This is a genomic window from Rhodococcus sp. DT1 (assembly GCF_049844875.1).
Taxonomy (GTDB): Bacteria; Actinomycetota; Actinomycetes; order Mycobacteriales; family Mycobacteriaceae; genus Rhodococcus.
This window is the reverse complement of sequence record NZ_JBNCLW010000002.1, coordinates 12657-39302: the sequence shown is the minus strand read 5'-3', so window position 1 is coordinate 39302 and position 26646 is coordinate 12657. Positions and strand designations below refer to the sequence as shown.

General features: G+C 65.1%; 30 protein-coding genes. 23 read left to right on the top strand and 7 right to left on the bottom strand.

Annotated elements, in window-relative coordinates:
* The first annotated feature begins 243 nt into the window (after positions 1-243).
* The 12 genes from ACLQ3J_RS04500 (at position 244) to ACLQ3J_RS04445 (ending at position 9935) form a co-directional block, all read left to right on the top strand.
* Positions 244-711, top strand: a complete 468-nt coding sequence (locus ACLQ3J_RS04500) for a carboxymuconolactone decarboxylase family protein (RefSeq protein WP_425902735.1) — start codon at positions 244-246, stop codon at positions 709-711.
* 6 nt (positions 712-717) lie between these two features.
* Positions 718-1992 carry an aromatic ring-hydroxylating oxygenase subunit alpha gene (locus ACLQ3J_RS04495; RefSeq protein ID WP_425902314.1) on the top strand — a complete coding sequence of 425 codons (1275 nt, stop codon included), beginning with the start codon at positions 718-720 and terminating at the stop codon, positions 1990-1992.
* Positions 1976-2299, top strand: coding sequence for a hypothetical protein (locus ACLQ3J_RS04490; protein ID WP_169622016.1), 324 nt, complete (start codon positions 1976-1978; stop codon positions 2297-2299). Before ACLQ3J_RS04495 ends, ACLQ3J_RS04490 begins: the two co-directional genes overlap by 17 nt.
* A 268-nt stretch (positions 2300-2567) precedes the next feature.
* Positions 2568-3860, top strand: a complete 1293-nt coding sequence (locus ACLQ3J_RS04485) for a cytochrome P450 (RefSeq protein WP_425902313.1) — start codon at positions 2568-2570, stop codon at positions 3858-3860.
* The gene (locus ACLQ3J_RS04480; protein ID WP_169651547.1) at positions 3857-4045 is read left to right on the top strand and encodes a ferredoxin; all 189 of its coding nucleotides are present in this window, start codon (positions 3857-3859) and stop codon (positions 4043-4045) included. The genes ACLQ3J_RS04485 and ACLQ3J_RS04480 overlap by 4 nt, the downstream gene beginning before the upstream one ends.
* A gap of 232 nt (positions 4046-4277) precedes the next feature.
* A complete protein-coding gene (locus ACLQ3J_RS04475; protein ID WP_425902312.1) occupies positions 4278-4589 on the top strand; it encodes a DUF1330 domain-containing protein in 312 nt (103 codons plus the stop codon).
* Between the two features lie 245 nt (positions 4590-4834).
* On the top strand, positions 4835-6109 hold the full coding sequence (locus ACLQ3J_RS04470; RefSeq protein ID WP_169622017.1) for an aromatic ring-hydroxylating oxygenase subunit alpha: 1275 nt from the start codon (positions 4835-4837) through the stop codon (positions 6107-6109).
* On the top strand, positions 6093-6416 hold the full coding sequence (locus ACLQ3J_RS04465) for a hypothetical protein (RefSeq protein WP_169622016.1): 324 nt from the start codon (positions 6093-6095) through the stop codon (positions 6414-6416). Before ACLQ3J_RS04470 ends, ACLQ3J_RS04465 begins: the two co-directional genes overlap by 17 nt.
* A 4-nt stretch (positions 6417-6420) precedes the next feature.
* On the top strand, positions 6421-7632 hold the full coding sequence (locus ACLQ3J_RS04460) for a metal-dependent hydrolase family protein (RefSeq protein ID WP_169622015.1): 1212 nt from the start codon (positions 6421-6423) through the stop codon (positions 7630-7632).
* The gene (locus ACLQ3J_RS04455; RefSeq protein WP_169622014.1) at positions 7619-8035 is read left to right on the top strand and encodes a nuclear transport factor 2 family protein; all 417 of its coding nucleotides are present in this window, start codon (positions 7619-7621) and stop codon (positions 8033-8035) included. The genes ACLQ3J_RS04460 and ACLQ3J_RS04455 overlap by 14 nt, the downstream gene beginning before the upstream one ends.
* Entirely contained in the window at positions 8032-9120 is a 1089-nt protein-coding gene (locus ACLQ3J_RS04450) for an acyl-CoA dehydrogenase family protein (RefSeq protein ID WP_425902309.1), read from the top strand. The genes ACLQ3J_RS04455 and ACLQ3J_RS04450 overlap by 4 nt, the downstream gene beginning before the upstream one ends.
* Positions 9117-9935: an acyl-CoA dehydrogenase family protein gene (locus tag ACLQ3J_RS04445; RefSeq protein WP_425902308.1), complete on the top strand. Its 819-nt coding sequence runs from the start codon at positions 9117-9119 to the stop codon at positions 9933-9935. The genes ACLQ3J_RS04450 and ACLQ3J_RS04445 overlap by 4 nt, the downstream gene beginning before the upstream one ends.
* Positions 9936-9967: 32 nt before the next feature.
* Here the strand turns inward: ACLQ3J_RS04445 and ACLQ3J_RS04440 are convergent, their stop codons facing one another.
* Positions 9968-10399: a nuclear transport factor 2 family protein gene (locus ACLQ3J_RS04440; protein WP_169622011.1), complete on the bottom strand. Its 432-nt coding sequence runs from the start codon at positions 10397-10399 to the stop codon at positions 9968-9970.
* An 83-nt stretch (positions 10400-10482) separates the two neighbouring features.
* Here ACLQ3J_RS04440 and ACLQ3J_RS04435 point away from each other — a divergent pair, with 83 nt between their 5' ends.
* Positions 10483-11250, top strand: coding sequence for an SDR family NAD(P)-dependent oxidoreductase (locus ACLQ3J_RS04435; RefSeq protein WP_169622010.1), 768 nt, complete (start codon positions 10483-10485; stop codon positions 11248-11250).
* 60 nt (positions 11251-11310) lie between these two features.
* Here the strand turns inward: ACLQ3J_RS04435 and ACLQ3J_RS04430 are convergent, their stop codons facing one another.
* From ACLQ3J_RS04430 to ACLQ3J_RS04420, 3 genes are read right to left on the bottom strand one after another with little or no spacing between them, the layout of a single operon-like run.
* Positions 11311-12093 (bottom strand): enoyl-CoA hydratase, encoded by a 783-nt coding sequence (locus tag ACLQ3J_RS04430; RefSeq protein WP_169622009.1) that lies wholly within the window; start codon positions 12091-12093, stop codon positions 11311-11313.
* 10 nt (positions 12094-12103) lie between these two features.
* A complete protein-coding gene (locus ACLQ3J_RS04425; RefSeq protein ID WP_169651552.1) occupies positions 12104-13279 on the bottom strand; it encodes an acyl-CoA dehydrogenase family protein in 1176 nt (391 codons plus the stop codon).
* Complete coding sequence (locus ACLQ3J_RS04420) at positions 13263-14258, bottom strand: acyl-CoA dehydrogenase family protein (RefSeq protein WP_169622007.1); 996 nt, start codon at positions 14256-14258, stop codon at positions 13263-13265. Before ACLQ3J_RS04420 ends, ACLQ3J_RS04425 begins: the two co-directional genes overlap by 17 nt.
* 180 nt (positions 14259-14438) lie before the next feature.
* Here ACLQ3J_RS04420 and ACLQ3J_RS04415 point away from each other — a divergent pair, with 180 nt between their 5' ends.
* The 3 genes from ACLQ3J_RS04415 to ACLQ3J_RS04405 are packed head-to-tail and all read left to right on the top strand — an operon-like array spanning position 14439 to position 17098.
* Positions 14439-15086, top strand: coding sequence for a TetR/AcrR family transcriptional regulator (locus ACLQ3J_RS04415; RefSeq protein WP_169622006.1), 648 nt, complete (start codon positions 14439-14441; stop codon positions 15084-15086).
* A gap of 46 nt (positions 15087-15132) precedes the next feature.
* Positions 15133-15951: an acyl-CoA thioesterase gene (locus ACLQ3J_RS04410; RefSeq protein ID WP_169622005.1), complete on the top strand. Its 819-nt coding sequence runs from the start codon at positions 15133-15135 to the stop codon at positions 15949-15951.
* A gap of 55 nt (positions 15952-16006) precedes the next feature.
* Positions 16007-17098, top strand: coding sequence for a dihydrodipicolinate reductase (locus ACLQ3J_RS04405; RefSeq protein WP_425902307.1), 1092 nt, complete (start codon positions 16007-16009; stop codon positions 17096-17098).
* Here the strand turns inward: ACLQ3J_RS04405 and meaB are convergent.
* Genes meaB through ACLQ3J_RS04390 form a run of 3 tightly spaced genes read right to left on the bottom strand, consistent with a single transcriptional unit; the run spans position 17091 to position 20564 of the window.
* The gene (gene meaB, locus ACLQ3J_RS04400) at positions 17091-17999 is read right to left on the bottom strand and encodes a methylmalonyl Co-A mutase-associated GTPase MeaB (protein WP_206037175.1); all 909 of its coding nucleotides are present in this window, start codon (positions 17997-17999) and stop codon (positions 17091-17093) included. The genes ACLQ3J_RS04405 and meaB overlap by 8 nt on opposite strands.
* Complete coding sequence (locus ACLQ3J_RS04395) at positions 17996-19135, bottom strand: thiolase family protein (protein WP_169622004.1); 1140 nt, start codon at positions 19133-19135, stop codon at positions 17996-17998. Before ACLQ3J_RS04395 ends, meaB begins: the two co-directional genes overlap by 4 nt.
* Positions 19128-20564, bottom strand: a complete 1437-nt coding sequence (locus ACLQ3J_RS04390; RefSeq protein ID WP_169622003.1) for a class I adenylate-forming enzyme family protein — start codon at positions 20562-20564, stop codon at positions 19128-19130. The genes ACLQ3J_RS04395 and ACLQ3J_RS04390 overlap by 8 nt, the downstream gene beginning before the upstream one ends.
* A 53-nt stretch (positions 20565-20617) precedes the next feature.
* Between ACLQ3J_RS04390 and ACLQ3J_RS04385 the strand changes: the two genes are divergently transcribed.
* The 7 genes from ACLQ3J_RS04385 (at position 20618) to ACLQ3J_RS04355 (ending at position 26588) form a co-directional block, all read left to right on the top strand.
* Positions 20618-21385: an SDR family NAD(P)-dependent oxidoreductase gene (locus tag ACLQ3J_RS04385; RefSeq protein WP_169622002.1), complete on the top strand. Its 768-nt coding sequence runs from the start codon at positions 20618-20620 to the stop codon at positions 21383-21385.
* Complete coding sequence (locus tag ACLQ3J_RS04380; RefSeq protein ID WP_296550692.1) at positions 21382-22134, top strand: SDR family NAD(P)-dependent oxidoreductase; 753 nt, start codon at positions 21382-21384, stop codon at positions 22132-22134. The genes ACLQ3J_RS04385 and ACLQ3J_RS04380 overlap by 4 nt, the downstream gene beginning before the upstream one ends.
* A gap of 373 nt (positions 22135-22507) precedes the next feature.
* Positions 22508-22699 carry a ferredoxin gene (locus tag ACLQ3J_RS04375; protein ID WP_169622000.1) on the top strand — a complete coding sequence of 64 codons (192 nt, stop codon included), beginning with the start codon at positions 22508-22510 and terminating at the stop codon, positions 22697-22699.
* A 45-nt stretch (positions 22700-22744) separates the two neighbouring features.
* Positions 22745-24091 (top strand): cytochrome P450, encoded by a 1347-nt coding sequence (locus ACLQ3J_RS04370; RefSeq protein ID WP_296550691.1) that lies wholly within the window; start codon positions 22745-22747, stop codon positions 24089-24091.
* A gap of 65 nt (positions 24092-24156) precedes the next feature.
* Positions 24157-25428: an amidohydrolase family protein gene (locus ACLQ3J_RS04365; RefSeq protein ID WP_425902304.1), complete on the top strand. Its 1272-nt coding sequence runs from the start codon at positions 24157-24159 to the stop codon at positions 25426-25428.
* 32 nt (positions 25429-25460) lie between these two features.
* Entirely contained in the window at positions 25461-26222 is a 762-nt protein-coding gene (locus ACLQ3J_RS04360) for an SDR family oxidoreductase (RefSeq protein WP_296550689.1), read from the top strand.
* A 39-nt stretch (positions 26223-26261) separates the two neighbouring features.
* Positions 26262-26588: a DUF4286 family protein gene (locus ACLQ3J_RS04355; RefSeq protein WP_169621996.1), complete on the top strand. Its 327-nt coding sequence runs from the start codon at positions 26262-26264 to the stop codon at positions 26586-26588.
* The last annotated feature ends 58 nt before the right edge of the window (positions 26589-26646 follow it).

Genomic DNA, 26646 nt, shown 5'->3' with positions numbered 1-26646 from the left:
GTGACCTCCTTTTTCAGACCTCGCGCGACGTGCGCGCGCGGGGAGAACGGTTCGACACCTCGGTGACCTGCGGATACATCCGGTGAAACATGAGTGTTTGACACCTGGGGCGAGGCATGGAAACCTATCGATCAGAAATGAGAATGTGATTCTCCGAGAGGGAGGAGGCTGGGAGTGGTCCTGCTGCCCCCACTGCCGGCAGATCGATGGGACGACAAGGTCGATGCCGCTTTGAAAGGGCTCATGCCCCGGGATATGCGGAATCCGGAACGTGCAGGTGTCGCCATGGCGACGCTCGTGAATCATCCGGAACTGACGAAGGCATTCCTCGGGTTCAGTGTGCATCTGCTCTTCCGGTCCACGCTGCCGCCCCGCCTGCGCGAACTTGCCATCCTTCGTACCGCCCATCTTCACGAATGCGAGTACGAGCGTGAGCATCACAAAGTCATTGCGACGGCAGAAACCGACCTGACCGCAGACGAAATCTCCGCAGCGCTGGACGGCAGGTCGGACGATCCCTTCGAGAGCACGCTGCTCGAGGCGGTCGACGAGCTACACGAGTCCTCGCGGATTTCCGAGCGGACATGGACGGCACTTTCAGCCCGTCTCGACACCAAACAACTCATGGACCTGATCTTCACCGTAGGTGGCTACAGCCTGATGGCGATGGCGTACAACACCTTCGGTATCGAGTTCGAAGACGAAAGGTAGAAAGCCTTGCCCCACTTCACCAAACCGGCCGAGGGAAGCTGGACCGAGCACTATCCCGAACTCGGTACCGCCCCGGTCGACTACACCGACTCCATCGACCCCGAATTCTTCGAAGCCGAACGCGAAGCCATCTTCAAGAAGACCTGGCTCTACGTCGGACGCGTCGAACAACTCCCCCGCACCGGCAGCTACTTCACCAAAGAACTCCCCTCCGCCGGCCCCGGCACCTCCCTGATCATCGTCAAAGGCAACGACGGCAAGATCCGCGCCTTCCACAACGTCTGCCGCCACCGCGGCAACAAACTCGTCTGGAACGACTTCCCCCAGGAAGAAACCGCCGGCAGCTGCAAGCAGTTCACCTGCAAATACCACGCCTGGCGCTACAGCCTCGAAGGCGAACTGACCTTCGTCCAGCAAGAAGGCGAATTCTTCGACCTGGACAAGAAGGACTACGGACTCAAAGACGTCCGCTGCGAAACATGGGAAGGGTTCATCTACATCAACCTCGACCCCGACGCCATCGCACTGGTCGACTACCTCGGCGACTACGCCAAAGAACTCGAAGGCTACCCCTTCGACAAGATGACCGAGGTCTACAGCTACCGCTCCGAAATCGGCGCCAACTGGAAGCTGTTCATCGACGCCTTCGCCGAGTTCTACCACGCACCGATCCTGCACATGAAGCAAGCGGTCAAGGAAGAAGCCGAAAAGCTCGCCGGCTACGGCTACGAGGCCCTGCACTACGACCTCCAGCCCCCGCACTCGATGATCTCCTCCTGGGGCGGCATGGCACCGCCGAAGGACCTCAACATGGTCAAGCCCATCGAACGCGCCCTGCGCTCGGGCCTGTTCGGCCCCTGGGACAAGCCCGACATCGAGGGCCTCGACGAACTGCCCAAGGCACTCAACCCCGCCAACTTCCACAGCTGGGGCCAGGACAGCTTCGAGTTCTTCCCCAACATGACCCTGCTCATCTGGGAGCCGGGCTGGTACCTGACCTACAACTACTGGCCCACCGCTGTCGACAAGCACATCTTCGAAGCAAGCCTGTACTTCGTCCCCCCGAAGAACGCCCGCGAGCGCCTCGCACAGGAACTCGCCGCAGTGACCTTCAAGGAATACGCCCTTCAGGACGCCAACACCCTCGAAGCCACCCAAACGATGATCGGCACCCGCGCGGTGACCGAATTCCCCCTCTGCGACCAGGAAATGCTCCTGCGCCACCTCCACAAAACCGTCGCAGACTACGTCAAGGAGCACCGCGATGCCGCTGCCAACTGAGTTCTCCGACCTCGAGCCCTACGCCGACTGGGCCCTGGCCACCGAACCCGAGCGCTACGCCAAGCGCCTCGCCTCGACCATGCCCGAAATGCAGCAGTTCTACGACGCCGCCTTCGCACGCCTGGAAGACGCCATCACCTACTGCGACAAGTTCGACCTCGACGACCTGCCCGACGACGCACGCAGCCTCATGCACCTGATGCAGTCGCTGGTCATGGTCTCCTTCCCCATCGAGGTCTGGAAACAGCCCCGCGTCCCCGACAGCGGCGCCGCCTGGGCCACCATCACCAAAGAACCGGTGGTGTGACCCCACCACCGATGCCTACAGCGCCCGCATCCGTGCACCGACCCCCTCGGGTCGGGGTACGGATGCGGGCTTTTGTTGTCGGCCACAAAATTTTGCGGTTTCAATGGTCCACTATCACAGAGTCCGAAATGTACGATAGCTCCCGAATTTCGGAGTCAAGATCAACATGGTTGGATGTGGACCAGATCCTGGTCGGCTACCCGTCTACCCGACAGTGGCCCCGGTTCCTCGCACCCCCCGCAGCTCCACTTCTTCTGAGAGGAAGAACATGACCGAACTCGAGAAGCTGAACTTCTTCACCGACCCCTCCCTCGTGGGCGATCCGAGCCCGTACTACGACGCGATGCGGGAAAGTTGCCCGGTCAAGCGCGAGCCGCACCACAACGTCATGATGGTCACGGGGTACGAGGAAGCCGTCCAGATCCTGAATGACGAACAGACCTTCTCTTCGTGCATCTCGGTGACGGGCCCGTACTCGGGATTCCCCCTCCCCACCGACAGCGACGACATCACGGATCTGATCGAAGAGACGCGTCCCAAGCTGCCCATGAACGACCAGCTGCCGACGATGGATCCGCCGCAGCACACCGACCATCGCGCCCTGCTGATGCGCCTGATCACCCCGAAGCGCCTCAAGGAGAACGAAGAGTTCATCTGGCGCCTGGCCGACAAGCTGCTCGACGACCTGCTGGCCAAGGGCGAGGGCGAGGTCATCAGTGAGTTCGCCGCTCCGTTCGCCATGCTCGTGATCGCCGACCTGCTCGGCGTCCCGGAGAGCGACCACCAGGAATTCATCGAGGGCCTCAACCTGGTGATGAAGGACGGCATCTCGATCGGCAGCACGCAGGGTACCGAGCTCAAGCTCAACCCCATGGAGTTCCTCTACCAGAAGTTCGGTGCCTACATCGAGGACCGGCGCGCGAACCCGCAGGACGACGTCCTGACCGGCCTCGCCACCGCCACCTTCCCCGACGGCACGCTCCCGCCGGTCGACGACGTCCTGCGCATCGCCGCGAACGTGTTCTCCGCGGGCCAGGAGACCACGGTCCGCCTGGTGAGCTCCGGGCTCCGCATCCTCGCCGAGGACCCCGAGCTCCAGCAGACCCTGCGCGAAGACCCCGAGCGGATCAACAACTTCATCGAGGAGACGCTGCGGATGGAGAGCCCGATCAAGGGCGACTTCCGGCTCTCCAAGGTTCCGACCGAGGTCGGCGGTGTCGAGGTCCCGGCCGGCACGATCATGATGCTCGTGAACGGTGCCGCCAACCGCGACCCCCGCCAGTTCGCCGATCCGGCCGAGTTCGATCTCGACCGTCGCAACGCGCGTACCCATATCGCGTTCGGCCGCGGCATCCACGCGTGCCCGGGCGCCCCGCTCGCTCGCACCGAGGCGCGGGTCGGCTTCGAGCGACTGCTCGAGCGGACCAGCAACATCACCATCTCGGAGAAGGTGCACGGCCCCGAAGGCGACCGCAAGTTCGACTACTTGCCCACCTTCATTCTTCGTGGTCTGCTCACCCTGAACCTGGACTTCACGCTCGCGGAAGCCGACGCGAAGTGAAGGTTTCCGTCGACGACGACTCCTGCCGCGGCCATGGCGTCTGTCTTGCTCTCTGCCCCGAGGTGTTCGATCTCAGCGACGGCGGGTACGCCGTAACCCTCGTGTCGGAAGTACCGGCCGAACACGAGGACTCGGTTCGCGAAGCAGCAGCAAGCTGCCCCGAACGGGCGATCACGCTCACCTGAACCACCTCTCTCGACGATCGCCGTCAGCCCGGGCCCACGCGGCCCGGGCTGACGGCGTTGTACCGCGCGTGGGGACTGCCCCCGGCCCCGAGAGTCGTTGCACCCCTTGCGCACCCGTCCTGATTCTGCTTCTCTTCGTCCATACAGGAATTCGTCGATATCCGATGATCGGAGCCCCGCGTTCCGTCTCCTGAAATCCCGGCGGGAGTTTCCGCCACCGACAAGGAGAATCATGCCCAAGGGATATGTCGTCCTCACCGAAGCCATCAAAGATCCCGACGGGATGAACGCCTACAGCGCAGCCTCCGCCCCTTCGCTCCGCCGGAGCGGCGCGTCCGTGCTCTCCGTGGATGCCCGGCCGACGATCCTGGAGGGTCAGTGGCACGGCGACCGGACTGTCGTTCTCGAGTTCGAATCCGTCGAGGCCGCCCAGGTGTGGTACGACTCGGAGGAATATCAGGCGGCAGTCCCTCTGCGCCATGCCGCTGCCGACACCAACGCCGTCATCCTCGAGGGCTTCGAGATGCCGGCCCGCCCGTCCTGAACGGCGGCGCCCCACCCCGCGCTCCCTGTAGTCGTAGGCCCGGACCTCTCGGTCCGGGCCTACATGCTTTCTCCCCGACGTCGAGTCGACCGTTGACGTGGTACCGGTTGTGTGAAAATCTGATGTTCACGAATGAGAGCGTCATTCTCATTCAAGAGATCACACAGCGGGTGCGATCGGGTTCCGGGTTGCGGGCAGATAGTTCCGCACACGGTGACAAGTTCGAAGACGAAAGGTAGAAAGCCTTGCCCCACTTCACCAAACCGGCCGAGGGAAGCTGGACCGAGCACTATCCCGAACTCGGTACCGCCCCGGTCGACTACACCGACTCCATCGACCCCGAATTCTTCGAAGCCGAACGCGAAGCCATCTTCAAAAAGACCTGGCTCTACGTCGGACGCGTCGAACAACTCCCCCGCACCGGCAGCTACTTCACCAAAGAACTCCCCTCCGCCGGCCCCGGAACCTCCCTGATCATCGTCAAAGGCAACGACGGCAAGATCCGCGCCTTCCACAACGTCTGCCGCCACCGCGGCAACAAACTCGTCTGGAACGACTTCCCCCAGGAAGAAACCGCCGGCAGCTGCAAGCAGTTCACCTGCAAATACCACGCCTGGCGCTACAGCCTCGAAGGCGAACTGACCTTCGTCCAGCAAGAAGGCGAATTCTTCGACCTGGACAAGAAGGACTACGGCCTCAAAGACGTCCGCTGCGAAACATGGGAAGGGTTCATCTACATCAACCTCGACCCCAACGCGATCGCACTGGTCGACTACCTCGGCGACTACGCCAAAGAACTCGAAGGCTACCCCTTCGACAAGATGACCGAGGTCTACAGCTACCGCTCCGAAATCGGCGCCAACTGGAAGCTGTTCATCGACGCCTTCGCCGAGTTCTACCACGCACCGATCCTGCACATGAAGCAAGCGGTCAAGGAAGAAGCCGAAAAGCTCGCCGGCTACGGCTACGAGGCCCTGCACTACGACCTCCAGCCCCCGCACTCGATGATCTCCTCCTGGGGCGGCATGGCACCGCCGAAGGACCCCAACATGGTCAAGCCCATCGAACGCGCCCTGCGCTCGGGCCTGTTCGGACCCTGGGACAAGCCCGACATCGAGGGCCTCGACGAACTGCCCAAGGCACTCAACCCCGCCAACTTCCACAGCTGGGGCCAGGACAGCTTCGAGTTCTTCCCCAACATGACCCTGCTCATCTGGGAGCCGGGCTGGTACCTGACCTACAACTACTGGCCCACCGCTGTCGACAAGCACATCTTCGAAGCAAGCCTGTACTTCGTCCCCCCGAAGAACGCCCGCGAGCGCCTCGCACAGGAACTCGCCGCAGTCACCTTCAAGGAATACGCCCTTCAGGACGCCAACACCCTCGAAGCCACCCAAACGATGATCGGCACCCGCGCGGTGACCGAATTCCCCCTCTGCGACCAGGAAATGCTCCTGCGCCACCTCCACAAAACCGTCGCAGACTACGTCAAGGAGCACCGCGATGCCGCTGCCAACTGAGTTCTCCGACCTCGAGCCCTACGCCGACTGGGCCCTGGCCACCGAACCCGAGCGCTACGCCAAGCGCCTCGCCTCGACCATGCCCGAAATGCAGCAGTTCTACGACGCCGCCTTCGCACGCCTGGAAGACGCCATCACCTACTGCGACAAGTTCGACCTCGACGACCTGCCCGACGACGCACGCAGCCTCATGCACCTGATGCAGTCGCTGGTCATGGTCTCCTTCCCCATCGAGGTCTGGAAACAGCCCCGCGTCCCCGACAGCGGCGCCGCCTGGGCCACCATCACCAAAGAACCGGTGGTGTGAGCGCATGCTGACACTGAAGGCGGCCGGACTACTCGATGTAGACACCGGCGAGATCATCCGACCGGGCATCCTGCGCATCGACGGCGACCGGATCGTCGGTGTCGGCGGCGAACCGGAGGGCGAGGTCATCGACCTCGGAGACCAGATCCTGATGCCGGGATTGATGGACATGGAAGTCAACCTGCTGATGGGTGGCCGCGGCGAGAAGCCCGTCTACTCCACCGTGCAGGACGATCCGCCGCTGCGCATGCTCCGCGCCGTGGGTAACTCGCGTCGCACGCTGCGTGCCGGTTTCACCACCGTCCGCAACCTCGGCCTGTTCGTGAAAACGGGTGGGTACCTGCTCGACGTGGCACTGGGCAAGGCGATCGACGCCGGCTGGGTCGACGGACCGCGCATCGTGCCCGCCGGCCATGCGATCACTCCCACCGGTGGACACCTCGACCCCACCATGTTCGCCGCGTTCGCACCCGGTGTCCTCGAGCTGACGATCGAGGAGGGAATCGCCAACGGCGTCGACGAAGTCCGCAAGGCGGTCCGGTACCAGATCAAGCACGGCGCGCAGCTCATCAAGGTCTGCGTCTCCGGTGGCGTCATGTCGCACACGGGACTTCCCGGAGCACAGCACTATTCCGACGAAGAACTCCGCGCCATCGTCGACGAGGCGCACCGCCGTGGACTCAAGGTCGCGTCCCACACGCACGGCGCTGACGCCGTCCGTGCGGCCGTTGCCGCAGGTATCGACTGCATCGAGCACGGCTTCCTCATCGACGACGACGCGATCGACCAGATGGTGCAGAACGGCACGTTCCTCGTGCCGACGACGCGGCTCGCCGACGCGATGGACATCTCCCACGCCCCGGCCGATCTCCAGGCCAAGGCAGCCGAGATGTTCCCCAAGGCACGCACTTCGGTGCTTGCCGCGTACAAGGCCGGCGTGAAGATCGCGGTCGGCACCGATGCACCTGCCATACCGCACGGCAAGAACGCCGACGAACTCGTCGCACTCGTCGACCGCGGCATGCCGCCGCTGGCAGTCATCCAGGCGGCGACCATCAATGCGGCCGAACTCATCGACGTGGACGACCGCGGCCGTCTCGCCGAGGGCCTGCTCGCCGACATCATCGCCGTTCCCGGCGATCCCACCGAAGACATCACCGTCACCCAGAACGTGCGGTTCGTGATGAAAGGCGGAAAGGTCTATGTCAACAACTGACGACCTGGTCGAGATCAATCAGCTTCTCGCGCGTTACGCGGTGAACATGACCAAGGGCGACGTCGACGGTGTCGTGTCCGTCTTCACCCCCGACGGCACCTACAGTGCGTTCGGCGACGCGTTCCCCCTCGACCAGTTCCCCGAACTGGTCGCGGCGGCCCCGAAGGGCCTGTTCATGACCGGCACGGCGCTGGTGGAACTCGAGGGCGACACCGCGACGGGGACGCAGCCCCTGTGCTTCGTCGATCACGCGACCCACGACATGCGGATCGGGTACTACAACGACACCTACGTCCGCACCGAGGACGGGTGGCGGCTCCGGACCCGGGCGATGACCTTCATGCGTCGCAGTGGCGCACACGATTCGGGCATTCCGCACGCATTCGAGCGGCCCTCGGCATGAACGTGACCGAGTTCAGGGACGCCGTACGCGCCTGGCTCGACGAGAACGACCTCCGGCCCGGCCCAGATCATTCGTTCGACGCACAGGTCGAACAGCTGGGCCGGGTCCGGCGTGCGTTGTACGACGTCGGCTGGATGCGTTACGGATGGCCCGAGGCGGTCGGTGGACTCGGCGGCGACGCGATGCTGCGGGCAGTGCTCGGCGAAGAGGTCGCGACCCGCGACCTCGCCGAACCCGGCATCTACTCGATGATCGAAGTGCTTGCGCCCACGATGATCTCGTACGCCCGGCCGGAGCTTGCGGCCGAAATGGTTCCGAAACTGCTTCGCGGCGAGGAACAGTGGTGCCAAGGGTTCTCGGAGCCGGGCTCCGGGAGCGACCTCGCGTCGCTGTCCACACGGGCGGTACAGCGCGGCGACGAGTGGGTCGTCAACGGCCAGAAGGTGTGGACCAGTCTCGCGCAGTTCTCCTCCCGCTGTGTCCTGCTCACGCGGACCGCGCCCGGGCACGGGGGCATCACCGCGTTCTTCGTCGACATGGATACCCCCGGGATCACTGTGCGTCCGCTGCGGACCATGCACGGGGTCGACGAGTTCGCGGAGGTGTACTTCGACGACGTCGTCGTCCCCGCCGACCGCATGCTCGGTAACCCCGGTGACGGGTGGAAGCTCGCGATGGATCTGCTCCCGCACGAGCGGTCGACGTGCTTCTGGCATCGGATCGCGTACCTGTTCACCCGGCTGGATCGCCTGGTCCAGGAGACGGACTCGGCGTCCGACGACGAACTCGGCGCCGCGTATCTCGCGCTGCATACCGTGCGGAGCCGGTCGTACGCGACGCAGCAACGCCTCGCGTCGGGCGCACCGCTGGGTCCCGAGACCTCGGTCGACAAGGTCCTTCTCGCGACCGCGGAGCAGCAGTTGTTCGACACCGCCCGCGACCTTCTTCCCGGTGTGATCGAACTGTCGGACGGGGAGTGGCGCACCGAATTCCTGTATTCGCGCGCAGCGACCATCTACGGCGGTACCGCCGAAATCCAGCGGAACATCATCGCGCGACGGCTGCTCGGATTGGGGACCGAATGACGACGTACAAGACCGCCCAGCCGAATGCGGCGGCGCTGGATCCCGAACTGGGTCTCCTGGCTGATGCGCTGCGGAAGACCATGGAGACCACCACCGGTGCCGCGCTCGATGCGGCACTCGTGGAACTCGGCTGGCCGGAAATGCTCGCCGAGATGCCGGAAGTGGCGATACCTCTCGTATTCGGGCTACTCGGGGAGACGGGTGCGCATGCACCCGTCGTCAACGATGTCGTACTCGCCGAGGCAGGCTCCGGCATCGGTACCACCGTGCCGTTGCCCTACACCGGTAACCGGTGGATCGAGTGGTCCCGTCACGACCGGGACACCGAGGCTCTCGACGCCGAACTTCCTGTCGCCGTGGTGGAGTCCGGAAGCTCGATACCGGTGTCCGCCGGGCGACGGGCGCTCGGCTGGTGGCTGGTCGGTACGAGCCGGGCGATGCTGGACCTGGCCCGTACCCATGCACTCGACCGCACCCAGTTCGGCAAGCCCATCGCGGGTTTCCAGGCGGTGCGGCATCGGCTCGCGGAAACCTTCGTCGCCATCGAGGGCGCCGAGGCCACGCTGCATGCGGCCACCGACGACCTGGGCTCACTGCTCGCGAAAGCTGCGGCCGGCCGGGCCGCGATCCTCACCGCGCGTCATTGCCAGCAGGTCCTGGGCGGTATCGGATTCACCGCCGAGCACGACCTGCACCGGCATATCCGGCGCGCGCTCGTGCTCGACGGCATGCTCGGCAGTTCCCGGGAGCTGACCCGGGAGGCCGGTGCCATCATCCGTGCCGGTGGGTCAGCGCCCCGTCTCGTCAACCTCTGAAACACCGACCTGCATCCCGGTCCGGCGAGGGATCATGCCTTGGCCGGATCGGGATGGTTGGAGAACCACAGGCTTTCCTCGGTGAGCCGGCAACTCTTCCATCCGTCGTCGGTCCGGATGACCTCGTGGTGGTAATTCCCTCCGCAGTAGGTCAATTCACTCATGCCGGGAAGCCGCATGGGGTTGTAGAACATCGCGCGCACCCGTGCCCTGTCACCGTCGAGGTCGACCTCGATGTTGGTGACGAAGTGCTGCGTCATCGGTAACTGATCGAGCGCCTTCTGCAAGAGCGCGAGTACGTCGTCCCGCGATCCGGGCGGATATCCCACGGAGCTGTAGTCGAGATATGCGTCCTCGGTGAAGACCGAGGCCATACGCTCCCAGTCCTTCGTATCGACAGACGTGGCATAACGGTAGATCAGTTCTGCGATTTCGTGCTTGTCGCACAATTCCTGCGGTGTCATTGGGGCCTCCTCAAGTCCGGAACTCGATTCTGTCAGATGAGAACACGCTTTCCTAGGGCGGCTTTTTCGGGCATGATCGTGTCATGTCACAACTCGATTCTCTTCATGATCTGAGCGGGAAAACCGCTGTCGTCACAGGTGGTTCGCGCGGGATCGGCAGGGCCATCGCCCAGATCCTCGCCGAAGCCGGCGCCGACGTCGTCATCGCCTCCCGCAAACTGGACAACTGTGTCACCGCCGCCGAGGAAATCGCGGAGACCACGGGAAGAAAGCCCCTGCCCGTCGCCTGCCACGTCGGCCGCTGGGACGACTGTAACGACCTCGTCGACACCACTCTCGAGCATTTCGGGCGGCTCGACATCCTCATCAACAACGCCGGCATGTCCCCGTTGTACGAGGACCTCGAGTCCATCACCGAAGACCTCTACGACAAGACGTTCGGGGTCAACCTGAAAGGCCCGTTCCGCCTCGCCGTTCGGGCCGGGGCGTACATGGCCGATCACGACGGTGGGTCGATCATCAATGTCGGTACCGCAGGGTCGCTGGTCGCCAGCGTGCGGGAACTGCCCTACGCGTGCGCGAAGGCCGGTCTCAACGCGCTGACCGTCGGCCTCGCAGAGGCATATGCCCCGAAGGTGCGGGTCAACGCGATCCTGCCCGGACCGTTCCGCACCGATCTGTCGAAGGCGTGGGCGCCGGCCGAGGACGAGGACGCACCGTTCGTCCCGCTGCGTCGCATGGGCCGGCCGGAGGAGATCGCCCCGCTCGCACTGCATCTCGCCAGTGACGCGTCCAGTTTCACCACCGGAGCGATCATCCGGGTGGACGGCGGCGTCACCCGCAAGGTCTGACCACGACCACGACGAAAGGGCGCCCCTCCGCATCGGAGGGGCGCCCTTCGGGCGTGCGCTCTACTTGATGTTCTGCTTCATCTCGTCGAGTTTCATCAGCACCGGCCAGCCACCGACACTGAGCGCGTTTCCGTGCCCGGTCTGGTGGATGTCGAACACCGACTGGATGGCTGCGTAGAAGCCCTGCACGTCCAGCGTCTGATTGACAGCCCGCTTCGCCTGCCGCAGACCGAACGGCGGCATCTGAGCGATCTGCTCGGCGAGTTCGCGAACCTCGGCATCGAGACGATCCCGGGGCACGACTTTGTTGACCATGCCGGTCTTCTCCGCCTCGTCCGCGGTCACCGGGCGGCCGGTGAACAGAATCTCCTTGGCCTTGCGCGGGCCGAGTTCCCAGGTGTGGCCGTGGTATTCGACACCGCCGATGCCCATCATCACGACCGGGTCGGAGAACGAAGCGTCCTCCGACGCGACGATGAGATCGCACGGCCAGCACAGCAGCAGGCCACCCGCGATACACCTGCCCTGGACGGCGGCGATGGACGGCTTGGGAATGTTCCGCCACCGCATCGAGTATTCGAGGTACCGGCGGGACTCGGTCGAATAGATCATCTCGAGCGTGATCTTGTCGGGGACGGGGCCCCCACCACGCATGTCGTGGCCCGCCGAGAAGTGCTTGCCCTCCGCTCGGAGGACGATCACCGACACCTCGGGATCGTCGCCGGCCTTCCGCCATGCTTCGTCGAGTTCGTCGAGAAGAGCAGCATTCTGGGCGTTCGCGGCGTCAGGCCGGTTGAGCGTGATCGTCGCGATCTTGTCCTCGACCTCGTACAGGATGTACATGTCGGGCTCCTCATCCACGGGGAAGGCCGAGCACCCGCTCGGCGATGATGTTCCTCTGAATTTCCGACGTGCCGCCCGCGATGGTGCCGGCGAAACTCCGGACGAAACGTTCGAACCAGCTGGACGAGAAGTTGTCGAGATTCCACGGCACGTACGCCGACGTGGTGGCGGGATGGACGAGCCCTTCCGCACCGGCGGCGTCGAGCGCGTACTCGGCACCGTTCTGCACCGCTTCGGAACCGAGCAGCTTGAGTACCGACAATGCCGGTACATCCTGGTTGCCGCGCGATTCACGCACCAGCGCAGCCGAACCGAGAAGTTTCAGTGCCTGATGGTCCATGACGAGACTGGCGAACCGGTCGCGATCGAGCACCGTCTGCGGGCGGAAATCCTCGACGAGGTCCTGCAGCCGATCCGAGAAGCTGAGCCACAGCAGCGTCCGCTCGTGGCCGAGCGAACCGTTGGCGACCTTCCAGCCGCCGTTCAGCTCTCCGATGAGGTTTTCCGCGGGCACCCGGACGTCGGTGAAGAACACCTCGTTGAAGTCCCGATCGTCGCCGTCCGCGATCGAGGGGAACGGGCGCCGCACGACACCCGGGGTGTCGGTCGGGATCAGCAGAACGCTGATGCCCTTGTGCTTCGGCGCATCCGGGTCGGTGCGCACGAACGTCAGCAGGACGTCGGCGTCGTGCGCACCGGAGGTCCATACCTTCTGTCCGTTGACGACGAAGTGGTCACCGTCGAGCACGGCACGGGTACGCAGCGAGGCGAGGTCGGATCCGGCGCCGGGTTCGCTCATACCGAGGGCCGCGGTGATCTCGGCGCGCAGGATGGGAATCGCCCAGTTCTTCTTCTGCTCTTCCGACCCGAACGACAGCAGGGACGCCGCGATGATCCCGAGGCCCTGAGGGTTGAAGCTGTGATAGATCCGCCGCTTCGACAACTCTTCGAGGTGCACGTACTGCTGCAGAATCGTCGCGTTCCGGCCACCGAATTCCGGTGGGTTGGCCGGCAGCAGCCATCCGTGGTCGAACTGGGTGCGCTGCCACCGTCGAGCCCACTCCGGTACGTCGGCACTCGAGTGGGCGCGCTCGGCGGCCTCCGACTCGTCGGGAAGGTTGTCTTCGAGGAACGCGACGAATTCGGCGCGGAACTCCTCGACATCGGAATCAAACGAAAGTTGCACGGTACTCCTCGGCGATCAGCGCCCGGTGCTCCGACGCGGACCCGAGCATGTGCTCGGCTGCGCGAGCGCGCTTGAGCGCGAACTGAAGGTCGTTCTCCCAGGTGAAGCCCATCGCACCGAACAGCTGGAGGCCACTGCGGAAGACGAGCGATTGGCATTCCCCCGCAGCCGCTTTCGCCATGGAGGCAGCCAGCCTGCGGCGGGGATCGTTCTCGGCGACGGTGAGCGCCGCGAAGTACGCCAGTGCCCGGGCACGCTGGATTGCGACGTGCATGTCGGTCGCCCGGTGCTTGACCGCCTGGAACGACCCGATCGGCACACCGAACTGCTGACGGTTGCGCACGTGGTCGAGCGCGAGGTCCAGAACGCGTTGGCACGCACCGACTGTGGACAGTGCGAGACCGGTGAGCGCGATATGGCGCGCTCCCTCGACATCGATCCCGGTCCGGGGTTCGCCCTCGACCCGCACACCGTCGAACGACAGATCCGCGACGTGGAGAACCGGATCGAAGACCGGACTGCGTCTCGCCGCAACCTTGTCGGCGTCGACGGTGAAGACGCCGGCCTCGGTCACGACGGCGAGTTGCTCGGCCCTGTCACCGTCGAGCACACGCAGCGCTGTTCCGTGGAGGACCCAGCCTGTCGAGTCGCGGTAGGCCTTCACACCCTCGTAGACCGCGGCCCCTGCACGATCGGGTCCGGTCACCCCCGCGAGCGGGGCGAACTGTGTCGTCGTCGCCAGGAACGGAGTGGGGTCGGTTGCCCGTCCGAGTTCCTCGATGACGATGGCGAGTTCGACCGCCGACTCGGGATCGGCGAGTTCGGTCCATCCCATCCCCACGTACGTCTTCCACAGGGGTGCCGGATCGGCACCGCTGTCGACCACGGCACGTACGAGAGTGGGTGGACATTCCTTCGCCGTCACTTCACGGACGGTTTTCTGCCACAACTGCTGATCGGAGTCGAACTCGAAGAGCATTCCGGCATGCCTCCTTGCCAGTGCTGCAATGCACAATTGGAGTGAGAATAACATTCTCTTATGAAGATAGTAAGAGTCTCATGTTCGCGTCCGGAGGGTACTGTTGCTACCCCGAAGTGTCCCTACCCTCCGGTACAGTGCTCCTATGTCCACCCCACGTGACGAAGCGCAGTCCCAGCGGTGACCGGCCCGAGCGAAGAGCCGGCCTGGAAGCAGCGGGCAGTCGAGCGGTCGATCCGGACCGCGAAGCTGCGCGCCGAGCAGCGCGTACAGCGTTTCCTCGACGCAGCACAGGCGATCATCACCGAAAAGGGAAGCACCGACTTCACCGTCCAGGAAGTCGTCGACCGGTCGAAGCAGTCGCTCCGCAGCTTCTACCTGCAGTTCGACGGGAAGCACGAGCTTCTGCTCGCGCTGTTCGAGGACGCGCTCGGTCGCTCGGCCGACCAGATCCGCGCCGCTGCGGCGGGCGAAGACGACCCCCTCGACCAGCTTCGCGTCGCCGTGGAGTTGCTCTTCGAATCGTCGCGCCCGGACCCGACGGCCCAGCGTCCCCTCTTCACCGATTTCGCGCCCCAGCTGCTGCTCACGCATCCCGCCGAGGTCAAGGTGGCGCACGCGGCGATGCTCACCTTGTTCACGGAACTCATGGAAAAGGTCGACGCCGCAGGAAAGATGCGCGCCGGAGCCAACCCGAAACGCATGGCCGCGATGACGATGCAGACCGTGATGTTCATCGCACAGTCCAGCGGTGGAGACGACACAGCCCGCGCGATTACCGCCGACGAGGTATGGGCTTTCTGTTCCGAAGGCTTCGCTGCTCGCTGACGAGAATCGTATTCTCAAACTCGGTCAATTCGCTTACACTCGGCGTGTGCCCGAGCTCTGGAACGATCTCCTCAACTGCCTCGACCTACGCGCGTGCCCCTCGGACGAAGCCCGAGACGACGTCACGCTCTTCGACGGAGCCAACCTGCAACTGGAGTATCACCGGTTGTTCGGAGGGCAACTCCTCGGACAGTTCGTGCGCGCCGCGCAACTCTCCTGCCCCGAGAAGAGCATCAAGTCGCTGCACGCGGTGTTCGCCCGTGAGGGACGCGCGGACGAACCCGTGCGGTACGACGTCACCCGGCAGCACGAGGGTCGTTCGTTCGCGACCCTGACAGCGGTCGCACGGCAATCGCGTGGCGTTCTCGCGACCGCGTCGGTGTCCATGCACGCACACGAAGACGGTCCCGACCTCCAGACCACCGATGCGGTGCCCGGAGTCTTGCCGGCCGACACCCGTACCGAATTCTCGCTGATCCCGTGGGAAACACGTACGACCACGGATCTCGCGGATCCCGGAGTCTCGGCCCCGGAGTTCGAAATGTGGATGCGCACACCCGAAGTCGACTCCGTCTATGCGCCGGCGCTCGCCGCGTACGCGACCGACCTCAATCTCATCGGCACCGCGCTGCTCGGGATCGACGGTTTCGACCACACCGGCAACGGAACGAAGTTCACGTCGGCGGTCACGTCGCACAATCTCTGGTTCCACCGCCCCTTCCGCAGCGACGAATGGCTGTTGCTGCGCCAGCACAGTCCCGTGCTGACCCACGGCCGTTGCTTCGGCCGTGGGGATGTCCTCACCGAAGGCGGCTCCCTGGTCGCCTCGTACGCGCAGGAAGCGCTCGTTCGCCTCCCCGTATAGGTCTCGTTGCAGAACAACCCTTTTCGCGTGGTACCCGTAGATACCGAGGTGTGAAGTGGAAGAGTCTCCCGTGTCCGGGCCGATCGGCACCGCAGTCGCTCCGGACGGGGAGAACACCCGTCCCCTGCGGGTGGTTCAATGGGCAACCGGAAACATCGGCACACGTGCCCTCCGGGCGGTGATCGATCATCCGGCGCTCACCCTCGCGGGCGTGTACGTCCACAGCGACGACAAGGCCGGACGTGACGCCGGGGAGTTGTGCGGACGCGACCCGGTGGGCGTGCGTGCCACCAGGAAGATCGACGACATCCTGGCCCTGGGTGCCGATTGCGTCCTGTACATGCCGTTGAGATTCGATCTCGACGAAGTCTGCCGGATCCTCGCGTCGGGAACGCACGTCGTCACCACACGTGGGGAGTTCCATCATCCGAGGACCATGGATCCGGCGCTGCGTGCTGCCGTCGAGGAAGCGTGCACGCTCGGCGGCACATCGATCCACAGCACCGGGAGCAGTCCGGGTTTCATCACCGAAGCCGTACCGCTCGTCCTCGCGTCCATTCAGCGCCGTCTCGAGCACCTGGCCATCGACGAGTACGCCGACCTGTCACAACGTAATTCGCCCGGAATCCTGTTCGAAGTCATGGGTTTCGGTGGTCCGGCCGGAGACTTCGCGGACGCCCGCCTCGCCCACGTACAGTCCAACTTCGGTCCGTCCCTCTCCGCACTGGCCGACGCACTCGGAGTTTCTCTCGACTCGGTCGAAGCGTCCGGCGAGGTGGCGGTCGCCCGGCACTCGGTGACCATCGCGGCAGGAACGATCGAAGCGGGGACCGTCGCCGCCCAGAGAATCACCGTGTCGGGCATGAAGGACGGCCGAGAACTCATGCGGTTCCGCCCCACCTGGTACTGCACCGACGATCTCGATGCGGACTGGGATCTTCATTCCACCGGGTGGCACATCTCCGTCGACGGCGACGCCCCCCTCGACATCGAGATGCGGTTCCCGGTCCCGCTCGAGCGGATGAGCGAGGTGTCGCCGTCGTACACGGCCAACCGCGCGGTGAACGCGATTCCCGCGGTGTGTGCGGCGGCGCCCGGCATCCGGACCACCGTCGACTTGCCCCTGATCGTTCCCGAGTTCAGCTGACCGGTCCACGGGAGACGGCACCGGCGCCGAAGATCAACTGTTCGGCGGCCGCGTACGCGTCACTGCTGCCGTCCGCGACCGAATCCGCCAGGTCCCCGAGCCCCGGATGTGTGCGGAGCAGTGTGTGGGCAAGCGAGAGGATCTGGGCCCGGGCGCGCGCACTCCGTCGTTCCGGGGTGTCGGCGCGCTGGTGCGCCTCGATGGCGTCGAGCAACTCCGGGATCCCTGCTCCGGTGGAGGCGACCAGCTTGAGGATCGGTACCTTCGCCTCGGTCCGGAGATCCCGGACGGTCTGATCCGCGCCTTCCCGATCGGCCTTGTTGACCACGAGAAGGTCGGCGACTTCGAGCAATCCTGCCTTCGCGGCCTGAACGGTGTCTCCACCACCGGGATTGAGTATCACCACCGTGGGATCGGCGACCGAGGCGATCTCGATCTCCGATTGGCCGACGCCCACTGTCTCGAGCACGATCACGTCGTAGGCCAAGGCGGCGAGCAGGCGGATCGCAGCCGGCACCGCAGCCGCGAGCCCACCGAGATGCCCACGCGAGGCCACGGAACGGATGAGCACGTCACGGTCGTGGACGTGCTCGGCCATCCTGATGCGGTCACCGAGAAGGGCGCCGCCGCTGTACGGCGACGACGGGTCCACCGCCAGGACCGCGACCCGCAGCCCGCGCGCCCGGTACCCGGCGACCATCGCACCGACAGTGGTGGACTTGCCTGCCCCGGGTGGGCCGGTGACACCGACCACCCGAGTGGTGGCCGGCCCCAGAGCCTCGAGCACCTCGTTGCGACGCGGGCTCTCGACCAGACTCAGCAGCCGCCCTGCGGCGCGCGGAGATCCTCCGCGCGCCGCAGTGAGCAGATCGGCGATGTTCGCTGTGCCGGAACCACTCAAGGCGCAGGCACCTCGATGACGGTGGCCGAGCCCATACCTCCGCCCGCACACATCGCCGCGACACCGATGCCGCCGCCGCGACGGCGCAACTCGTGGACGAGCGTGACCAGCATCCGGGCACCGGTTGCCGCGACGGGATGGCCGAGCGAGCAACCGCTGCCGCTCGTGTTGACCTTCTCGGGGTCCAGGTCGAGCAGCTTGATGCATGCGACGCACTGCGCGGCGAATGCTTCGTTGATCTCGAAGAGGTCGACGTCGGCGATGGACAGTCCGGCGCGGGCGAGCGCCTTCGGGATCGCTTCGACGGGTGCGAGACCGGTGATGGCCGGATCGACACCGACCGAGGCCCAAGCGCGCACGGTGCCGAGCGCCGGCAGGCCGAGGTCGCTGCTGGCGATGGCGAGTGCCGCCGCGGCGTCGTTACCGCCACTGGAGTTGCCCGCGGTGATGCCGAAGCCCTCGATCTCGGGGTGCAGCACCTTCAGCGAGGCGAGCTTCTCGAGGCTGGTGTCGCGGCGGGGATGCTCGTCGACGGAGAACAGGCCGTGCGGCGTCTCGATGGGAACGATCTCTTCCTTGAACCGTCCCTCGTCGATCGCCCGCAGTGCCATCTGATGGGACCGGAACGCCCAGGCGTCCATCTCTTCCCGGGTCACGCCTGCCTTGACCGCGGCATTCCAGCCGACGGTGATGGACATGTCGCGGTTGGGCGCGTCGGGCTGGTCGGGGTGGGTGGGCGACATCCACGGCACCCACTCGTCACCCTGCCGGACCATCGACCGCGGAGAGGTGGAGGCGGAGTTCACGCCTCCGGCGATCACGAGCTGGTCCATGCCGGCACGAATCCCTGCCGCGGCGGTCTGCACCGCGGCGAGGCCCGCCGCGCAGTGCCGGTTGTGGGACAAACCGGGTACGGAGACGAGCCCGGAGGTAAGCGCTGCATGACGCGCGATCACGCCGCCGCCGTACAGGCCTTCACCGAGGATCACGTCGTCGATGAGGCTCTTGTCGAGGTCCTCCGCGGTGGCCGACACCACGTGATGGGCGAGCTCGAATGCGGTGGTGTCACGAAGAGTGCCCTTCATGGCGGTACCGATCGGGGTACGCAGTGCAGAGACTATGACGGCTTCAGGCATGGGTGTTCTCCAGTTCGGCGAGTAGGTTGCGGCGCAAAAGTTTTCCTGTTTCGGTCTTCGGAAGCTCGTCGCGGAACACAATCGTGTCCGGTGTCTTGGACGAGCGCAGCCGGTCCTTGACCCATTGGCGGACTTCTTCGGGGTCCGCGGAGCCGACGAGTACGGCGACGAGGCGCTGACCCCATTCCGCGTCGGAGACACCGATGACGGCAGCTTCGGTGACCCCGGGATGAGCGAGCAGCACGTCCTCGATCTCGGCGGGGGCGATGTTCTCGCCGCCCCGGATGATGGTGTCGTCGGACCGGCCCTCCACGAAGAGGTAGCCGTCGCTGTCGAGGTGCCCGAGGTCGCGGGTGGAGAACCAGCCCTCGCCGTCGAGGACGCTCCGGTTGCCGTATTCGCCGGAGATCTGTTCCCCGCGAACGTAGATCAGGCCGCTGTGACCCGGTTCCACCGGCTCTCCGTCTTCGGTGCGGATCTCGATCTCGATGCCGGGCAGCGGACGTCCGACGGAGCCGAGCCGTTCGCGGACTGCGGGATCGTCGGAAGCGAAGGCCACCCGGTGGTCGTCGGGGCCGAGCACGGCGATCGACGACGCGGTCTCGGTGAGCCCGTAGGCATTGACGAATCCCGTGTGCGGGAACACCCGCAACGCATGTTCGAGGACCGGACGCGGCGTCCGGGACCCGCCGTAGGCAAGGCTGGCGAGCGAGGGCGTGGCCGCCTCGTCGTCGCCGAGTTCGGCGACGATGCGCGCGAGCATGGTCGGCACGAGCATGGCGTGGGTGACCTTCTCGCGACGGACGGTGTCGAGCCACACCTTGGGGTCGAATGCGGCGAGATAGACCACCCTGCGTCCTGTGTAGAAGTTCGACAGGAGGTTGGTCAGTCCCGCGATGTGGTACGGCGGGACCGACACGAGCGACGCGTCGGTCTCGGCGGCCGAGGCGAACTCCATCGTGTTGAGAACGTATGCCAGCAGATGGCGGTGCCGCAGGATTGCGGGCTTCGGATCCGAAGTCGTGCCACTCGTGTAGATGATGGCCGCGACCGCGTCACCGTCCCACTGACCTTCCAGGTCGGACGTGTCGACCTCGCCGAGCGCATCGTCGGTGAGCGCGTCCAGGTCGGCCTCGTCGAGGACGAGTGCCCCCGGGTGCCGATCCTTCAGTGCGGTGAGTTGCTGCTCCCCGAGCCGATAGTTGAGGGGGACGAACGGCACACCGGCCAGAGCCGCGCCGAAGAGGGCGACGGGGTACGCGAGATGGTTCGCTCCCGAATACAGGACCGCCGGATGATTCCGGAAGCCGACGGCAGCGCGGCGTGCCAGAGTGTCGAGGCGCGCGGCCGTCAGCGTGCGATCGCCGACGGTCGCCACCGCCCGATCGCCGTTGCTTGCGGCCATTTCTAGAATCATGCTTAGGTTCATGAGAACATTATTCTCACAGGTGCAGAGCCGCAGTTGCAAGAAGGGAAATCGAGATGCAGGTAGAAGGTAGCTCCGCGATCGTCGTCGGCGGTACGGGTGGGCTCGGTCAGGCCACCGTTCGTCGTCTCCACGCAGCCGGCGCCAAGGTCGTCATCGCCGACGTCAACGACGAAAAAGGCAAAGAACTCGAGCAGGAACTGGGAGTTCGTTACGTCAGCACCGATGCCGGTGACGAGGATTCGGTCTCGGCCGCAATCGCAGAGGCCCAGTCGCTGGCACCGCTCCGCATCTCGGTGGACTGCCACGGCGGACCCGCCGGCGGTGGCCGTCTCGTCGGCAAGGACGGCAGCGCGATGCCGCTCGAGGCCTTCACGAAGACGATCCAGTCGTACCTGACCTCGACCTTCAACGTCATGCGTCTCGCCGCCGCTGCGATCGCCCAGCAGGATCCGTTCGACGAGGAAGGCAGCCGCGGCGTCATCATCAACACCGCGTCGATCGCCGGATACGAAGGCCAGATCGGCCAGCTTCCCTACGCAGCAGCCAAGGGCGGGGTCATCGGCATGACCCTCGTCGCCGCGCGTGACCTTTCTCCGCTGGGGATCCGGGTGAACACCATCGCGCCCGGAACCATCCTCACTCCGGCGTACGGCAAGGCGGGCGATCAGCTCGAGGCGTACTGGGGCCCGCAGGTGCCGCACCCCAAGCGCATGGGACGTCCGAACGAATACGCGACGCTGGTCGCCTCGATCGTCGAGAACGACTACCTCAACGGTGAGGTCATCCGCCTCGACGGCGCCCTGAGGTTCCCGCCGAAGTGAGCCGGCTCGACGGGAAGGTCGCATTCGTCGCCGGCGCGAGCCGGGGGATCGGCGCGGCGATCGCCGTGGCACTCGCCGACGCAGGCGCCACGGTCGCGGTTGCCGCACGGTCCGAACGAGAAGGCAAGCTCCCGGGCACGATCCACTCGGTCGCCGAACGGATCACACACGCCGGCGGACGTGCGATTCCCGTTCCGTGCGATGTCACCGACGAACAGTCGGTCGACGAGGCGATCACCGCGACCGTCGAGACATTCGGCGGGCTCGACATCCTCGTCGCCAACGCCGGCGTGCTGTGGATGGGGCCGATCGAATCGACGCCCGCGAAGCGGTGGCAATTGTGCCTGGACGTCAACCTCACGGGCGTGTTCACGGTGACGAAGGCGGCGATCCCGCACCTGCGCGCCCGCGGGGGAGGATCCATGATCGCGGTGACCACGAATGGCGTCACCATGATCGACCGCGGCGCCAACGCATACTGGGTGTCGAAGGCAGGTGTCGAACGCCTCTACACCGGCCTCGCGGCCGACCTGAAGGCAGACAATATCGCGGTCAACTGCCTGGCACCGTCGCGCGTCGTCCTCACCGAAGGATGGACAGCCGGCGGCGGCGGACGGACGATCCCGCCGGAAATGGTGGAGCCACCCGAGACGATGGGCGCTGCCGCAGTCCTTCTGGCAGCGCAGGACTCGACGGGTATCTCGGGCACGATTTCCCAGTCCGAAGTGCTGATCCCGCAACGCCGGTAACTCTCGCAACGACAGCGGTCCGGCCACCGGTGCCGACTCCGTAGCACCACCGATCCACCACCACAGAGGTCCCGGTCATCCACAGGATGACCGGGACCTTCGTCGTCGTGTGGGTGGTGCGCCCCTCCAGGGGTCGGGCTCTTCTCCTCCCGGTAGTGACACGAGATGCCCCCGGATCCTTGCCGTCGAACCTTAGAGAGACTATGGTTCTCGCAATCCGGAAGCCCATTCTGGAATTGGAGAGTTGGAGGCTGTCCGCGCGCCGAGGACACCTCCCCCCGAACCGGACCGCGCCCTGTACCACCGGGGTCGTGACATCCGGTGCCGAACCATGCTGTGCATCAATTTGTTTCACACAGAATCGAGGTTGTTCATGAAGGTGGAAGTGGACGCACATCGTTGTCAGGGACACACGCTGTGTGCCATGGCTGCGCCGGAACTGTTCGAGTTGAGCGACATCGACGGACACGCCACCGCCGTGGACGCCGAAGTCTCCGCCGACCGCGAGGAGACCGCGAGGGAAGCCGCCCGCAGTTGCCCCGAACAGGCGATCACCATTCTCTGACGTCCCATCCGTATCGCGATCACCGCACGACGAGAGGGCTAGGCCATGAGTGTCGACGACGCCGTCACCGACTCCAGTCACCGGACACCTGTTTTCCAGTTCGACCGGCACGCACCGGATTACCGCGACAACTTTCTGAGCATCACCGACGAAATGCACTCCAAGTGCCCGGTGGCGTGGTCCGACACCCACGGTGGCCACTGGGTCGCCGCCGGCAGCGACGAAGTATTCGCGCTCACCCGTTCTGCGGACATCTCCAACGATCACGACGTCAAGGGGGTCCGGCGCGGTTACAAGGGGATCATGATCCCCTCTGCGGCCAGGGCGTCCGGAGTCCGGGGCGGCATCCTCGAAATGGACGATCCCGAGCACCGCGAGTTTCGCGCGGTGCTCAATCCCTACCTGTCCCCCGCCGCGATCAAGAAGTGGATCGCACCGATCGACGACGTGATCCGGGCCTGCCTCGACGAGAAGATCGAGTCCGGTGAGATCGACTTCATCGACGACCTCGTGAACATCGTCCCCGCGGTGATCACCCTCGCGATGCTGGGGATTCCCGTCGCCAAGTGGCAGGTCTACTGCGAACCTGTCCACGCAGCCATGTACACCCCACCCGATTCGCCCGACGTCCCCCGCGTGGCAGAGCTGCACCGCAACATGGGACTGGACCTTCTCGCGAACCTTCACGAAATCCGGGAGAACCCTCGCCCCGGCATGGTCGACGCGGTCGCCCGCGCCACCGTCAACGGTGAAAAGCCGGACGATCTCGAACTTCTCGGTGTTCTCAGCCTGCTTATCGGCGGGGGGTTCGACACCACCACCGCGTTGACGTCCCACGCACTCGAATGGCTGTCCCAGAATCCTGATCAGCGTGAAATCCTCAGCACCGAGCGCGAGAGGCTGCTCGACTCGGCGACCGAAGAGTTCCTGCGTTTCTTCTGCCCCTCCGCCGGCGACGGCCGCACTTTCTCCGCCGACGTCGATCTCGGCGGTGTGCAGTTCAAAGAGGGCGAACGGGTCTGGCTCTCGTGGGCGATGGCGAATCGCGATCCGGAGCTGTTCGACGACCCGCACAGCATCGATCTCGAACGTACCGGCAACCGGCACTTCAGTTTCGGGCTGGGCGTGCACCGCTGTATCGGGTCCAACCTGGCTCGCATCATGTTCAAGCGGATGCTGGTCGCGGTGCTCGACCGCATGCCGGACTTCCGGTGCGACCCGGAAGGCACCGTCCATTACGACTCCATCGGAGTCATCCAGGGCATGCGCAAGCTCCCCGCCACCTTCACGCCCGGCACCCGGCTCGGTCCCGGCCTGGAGGAGACCCTCGCCGAACTCCAGCGGGTGGTCGACGAACAGGAACTCGCCGCGCCCGTGACGGCCAACAAGTAGCAACGTCGACGCGTCGCCGGTTCGCCTCTGTAGTCACACGCGGGCCGGTCACGGAAGAGGAATCGATGAATATCGACGATATGGTGATGATCAGCATCGACGACCACGTCGTGGAACCGGCTGACATCTTCGAAAAGCATTTCCCCAAGAGCCTCATGGATCAGGCACCGCGCCTGACCGCCCACCCACGCAACCCCAACGTGCAAGCCTGGCTGTTCCAGGACACGGTGGTCGGCAGCTCCGGCCTCAACGCCGTGGTCTCCTGGCCCAAGAGCGAGTGGGGCATGGACCCCACCGGATACGCCGAAATGCGCCCCGGCGTCTACGACATGGACATGCGCGTGCGTGACATGGATGCCAACGGCACCCTCGCCGCCACACTGTTCGCCACCTTCCCCGGCTTCGCCGGCACCCACCTGGCGAGCCTTCCCGACAAGAAACTGTCCCTCGCCGCCTGTAAGGCGTTCAACGACTGGGTCGTCGGTGAGGTCCCCAACGCCCACCCGGGACGATTCATCCCGCTCGGCATCATCCCGTTCTTCGACGTCGACGAATCCGTCGAGGAGATCGCGCGGCTCGCCGCGATGGGATGCCGCTCGATCAGCATCCCGGAAACCCCGTACGGCGTCGGCGAAGGGTTTCCCGACTTCAAGTCCGGCTACTGGGACCCGATCTTCAAGGCCTGCGTCGACCACAACATCGTGCTCAGCCTGCACATCGGCGGGGGAATCAACCTCGTCAAGCGCCCCGAAGGCTTCAACATCGACGACATGCTGATGCTGACACCGCTGATCTCGACCATCGCCGCCACCGACATCATGCTCAGCGGAGCGTTCCGGAAGTTCCCGGATCTCAAGGTCGCCATGAGCGAGGGCGGTGTGGGCTGGGTGGCTCCGTGGCTCGACCGTCTCGAGCGGCACATCGTCAACCAGTCCTGGACGGGAGCGAGCTTCCTTCCCACGGGCACGACCCCGACGGACGTGTGGCGCAAGAACTTCCTGGCGTGCTACATCACCGAGCCGAGCGGCCTGAACAATCGCGCACACCTGGGCATCGACACCATCGCGTGGGAGTGCGACTACCCGCACTCGGATTCGACCTGGCCGAACTCACCGGAAATCCTGAAAGCCGAGCTGGATCGAGCACGCTGCACCGACGAGGAGATCGACAAGATCACGTTCGGAAATGCCGCGCGGTTCTTCGAGTGGGATCCGTTCGCCCACATCCCTCGTGAGCAGGCGACGGTCGGTGCTCTGCGCGCCCGGGCCACGGACGTCGACATCAGCGAAACCTCCAAGACCGAGTACCGCCGCCGCTACGAACTCGCCCAGTCGTAAGCGGCGACCGCCGACCGAAAAGGAAACACGACATGACAGATACTCCGCAGCTCGATGGCAAGGTTGCCATCGTCACCGGCGCCGGAGGCGGCATCGGGCGGGCCTACTCCCGGGGACTCGCCGAAGCCGGCGCAGCCGTGGTGCTTGCCGACGTCAACATCGAGTCCGCCACAGCGGCTGCCGACGAACTGACGGCCGCGGGACATCGCGCACTCGCCGTCGCCGTCGACGTCCGGGACGAAACGAGCACCGGTGAGATGGCGGCCACGGCGGCCGCGCACTTCGGGTCCGTCGACATCCTGGTGAACAATGCCGGACTGATGGCCGAAGTGGTCGGCGAGGGCTCTCTCACCACCATGGACATAGACCTCTGGAACCGCACGCTCGCCGTCAACCTCACCGGTCCCCTGCTCTGCAGCCGCGCCGTAGTTCCCTATATGAAGGAACGCGGCTACGGCAAGATCGTGAACCAGTCGTCGAGCGGCGCCTTCATGGCCGCCCAGGCCTACGGCATCACCAAACTGGGCCTGGTGAGCATGACCGTGTCGCTGGCACGCGAACTGGCGCCGTTCGGTATCCGCGTGAACGCGATCGCACCGGGAATGGTCAACACCGAGGCCGGGTCGATCGCCTCGCCGCCCGAGCTCAAGGAGATGGTCAAGCACGCCATCCCGTTCCCCTTCGGCGAACCGGAGGAGCTGATTCCCGGGCTCCTGTATCTGGTCTCGTCCGGCAGCGACTGGGTGACCGGCCACACCCTCAACATCGACGGCGGCTGGGTCGTACGAGTCTGATGCTGCTGTCCTTCAATACTTGTCGTAGAAAGTGAACGCATGAAGAACTACCTGCTCGTCGAATCACATCCCTCTCACCCCGAGCGTCTCGAGGAATTCAATCGGTGGTACGACGAGGTCCATATCCCCGAGGTTGTAGCACTCGACGGATTCGTCGGCGCTATCCGCCTGGCACCGGCCGACCCCGACGGGGGACCGTCGGTCACCATCTACGAACTCGACGGTGACCCACAGGCCGCCAAGGACAATGTGCATGCGGCCGCGGCGGCGAAGCAGCTGAACATGTCCGACTCGCTGAGCTACGGCCCGATTCCGAAGATGCGCATCCTCGCGCTGCAATCGGAATACTCCAAGCCGCGCGTATAGCGCATCACGAACTGCGGGGGCGACGAAAACCCCTGTGCCACGGGCGGGGACGCGACAG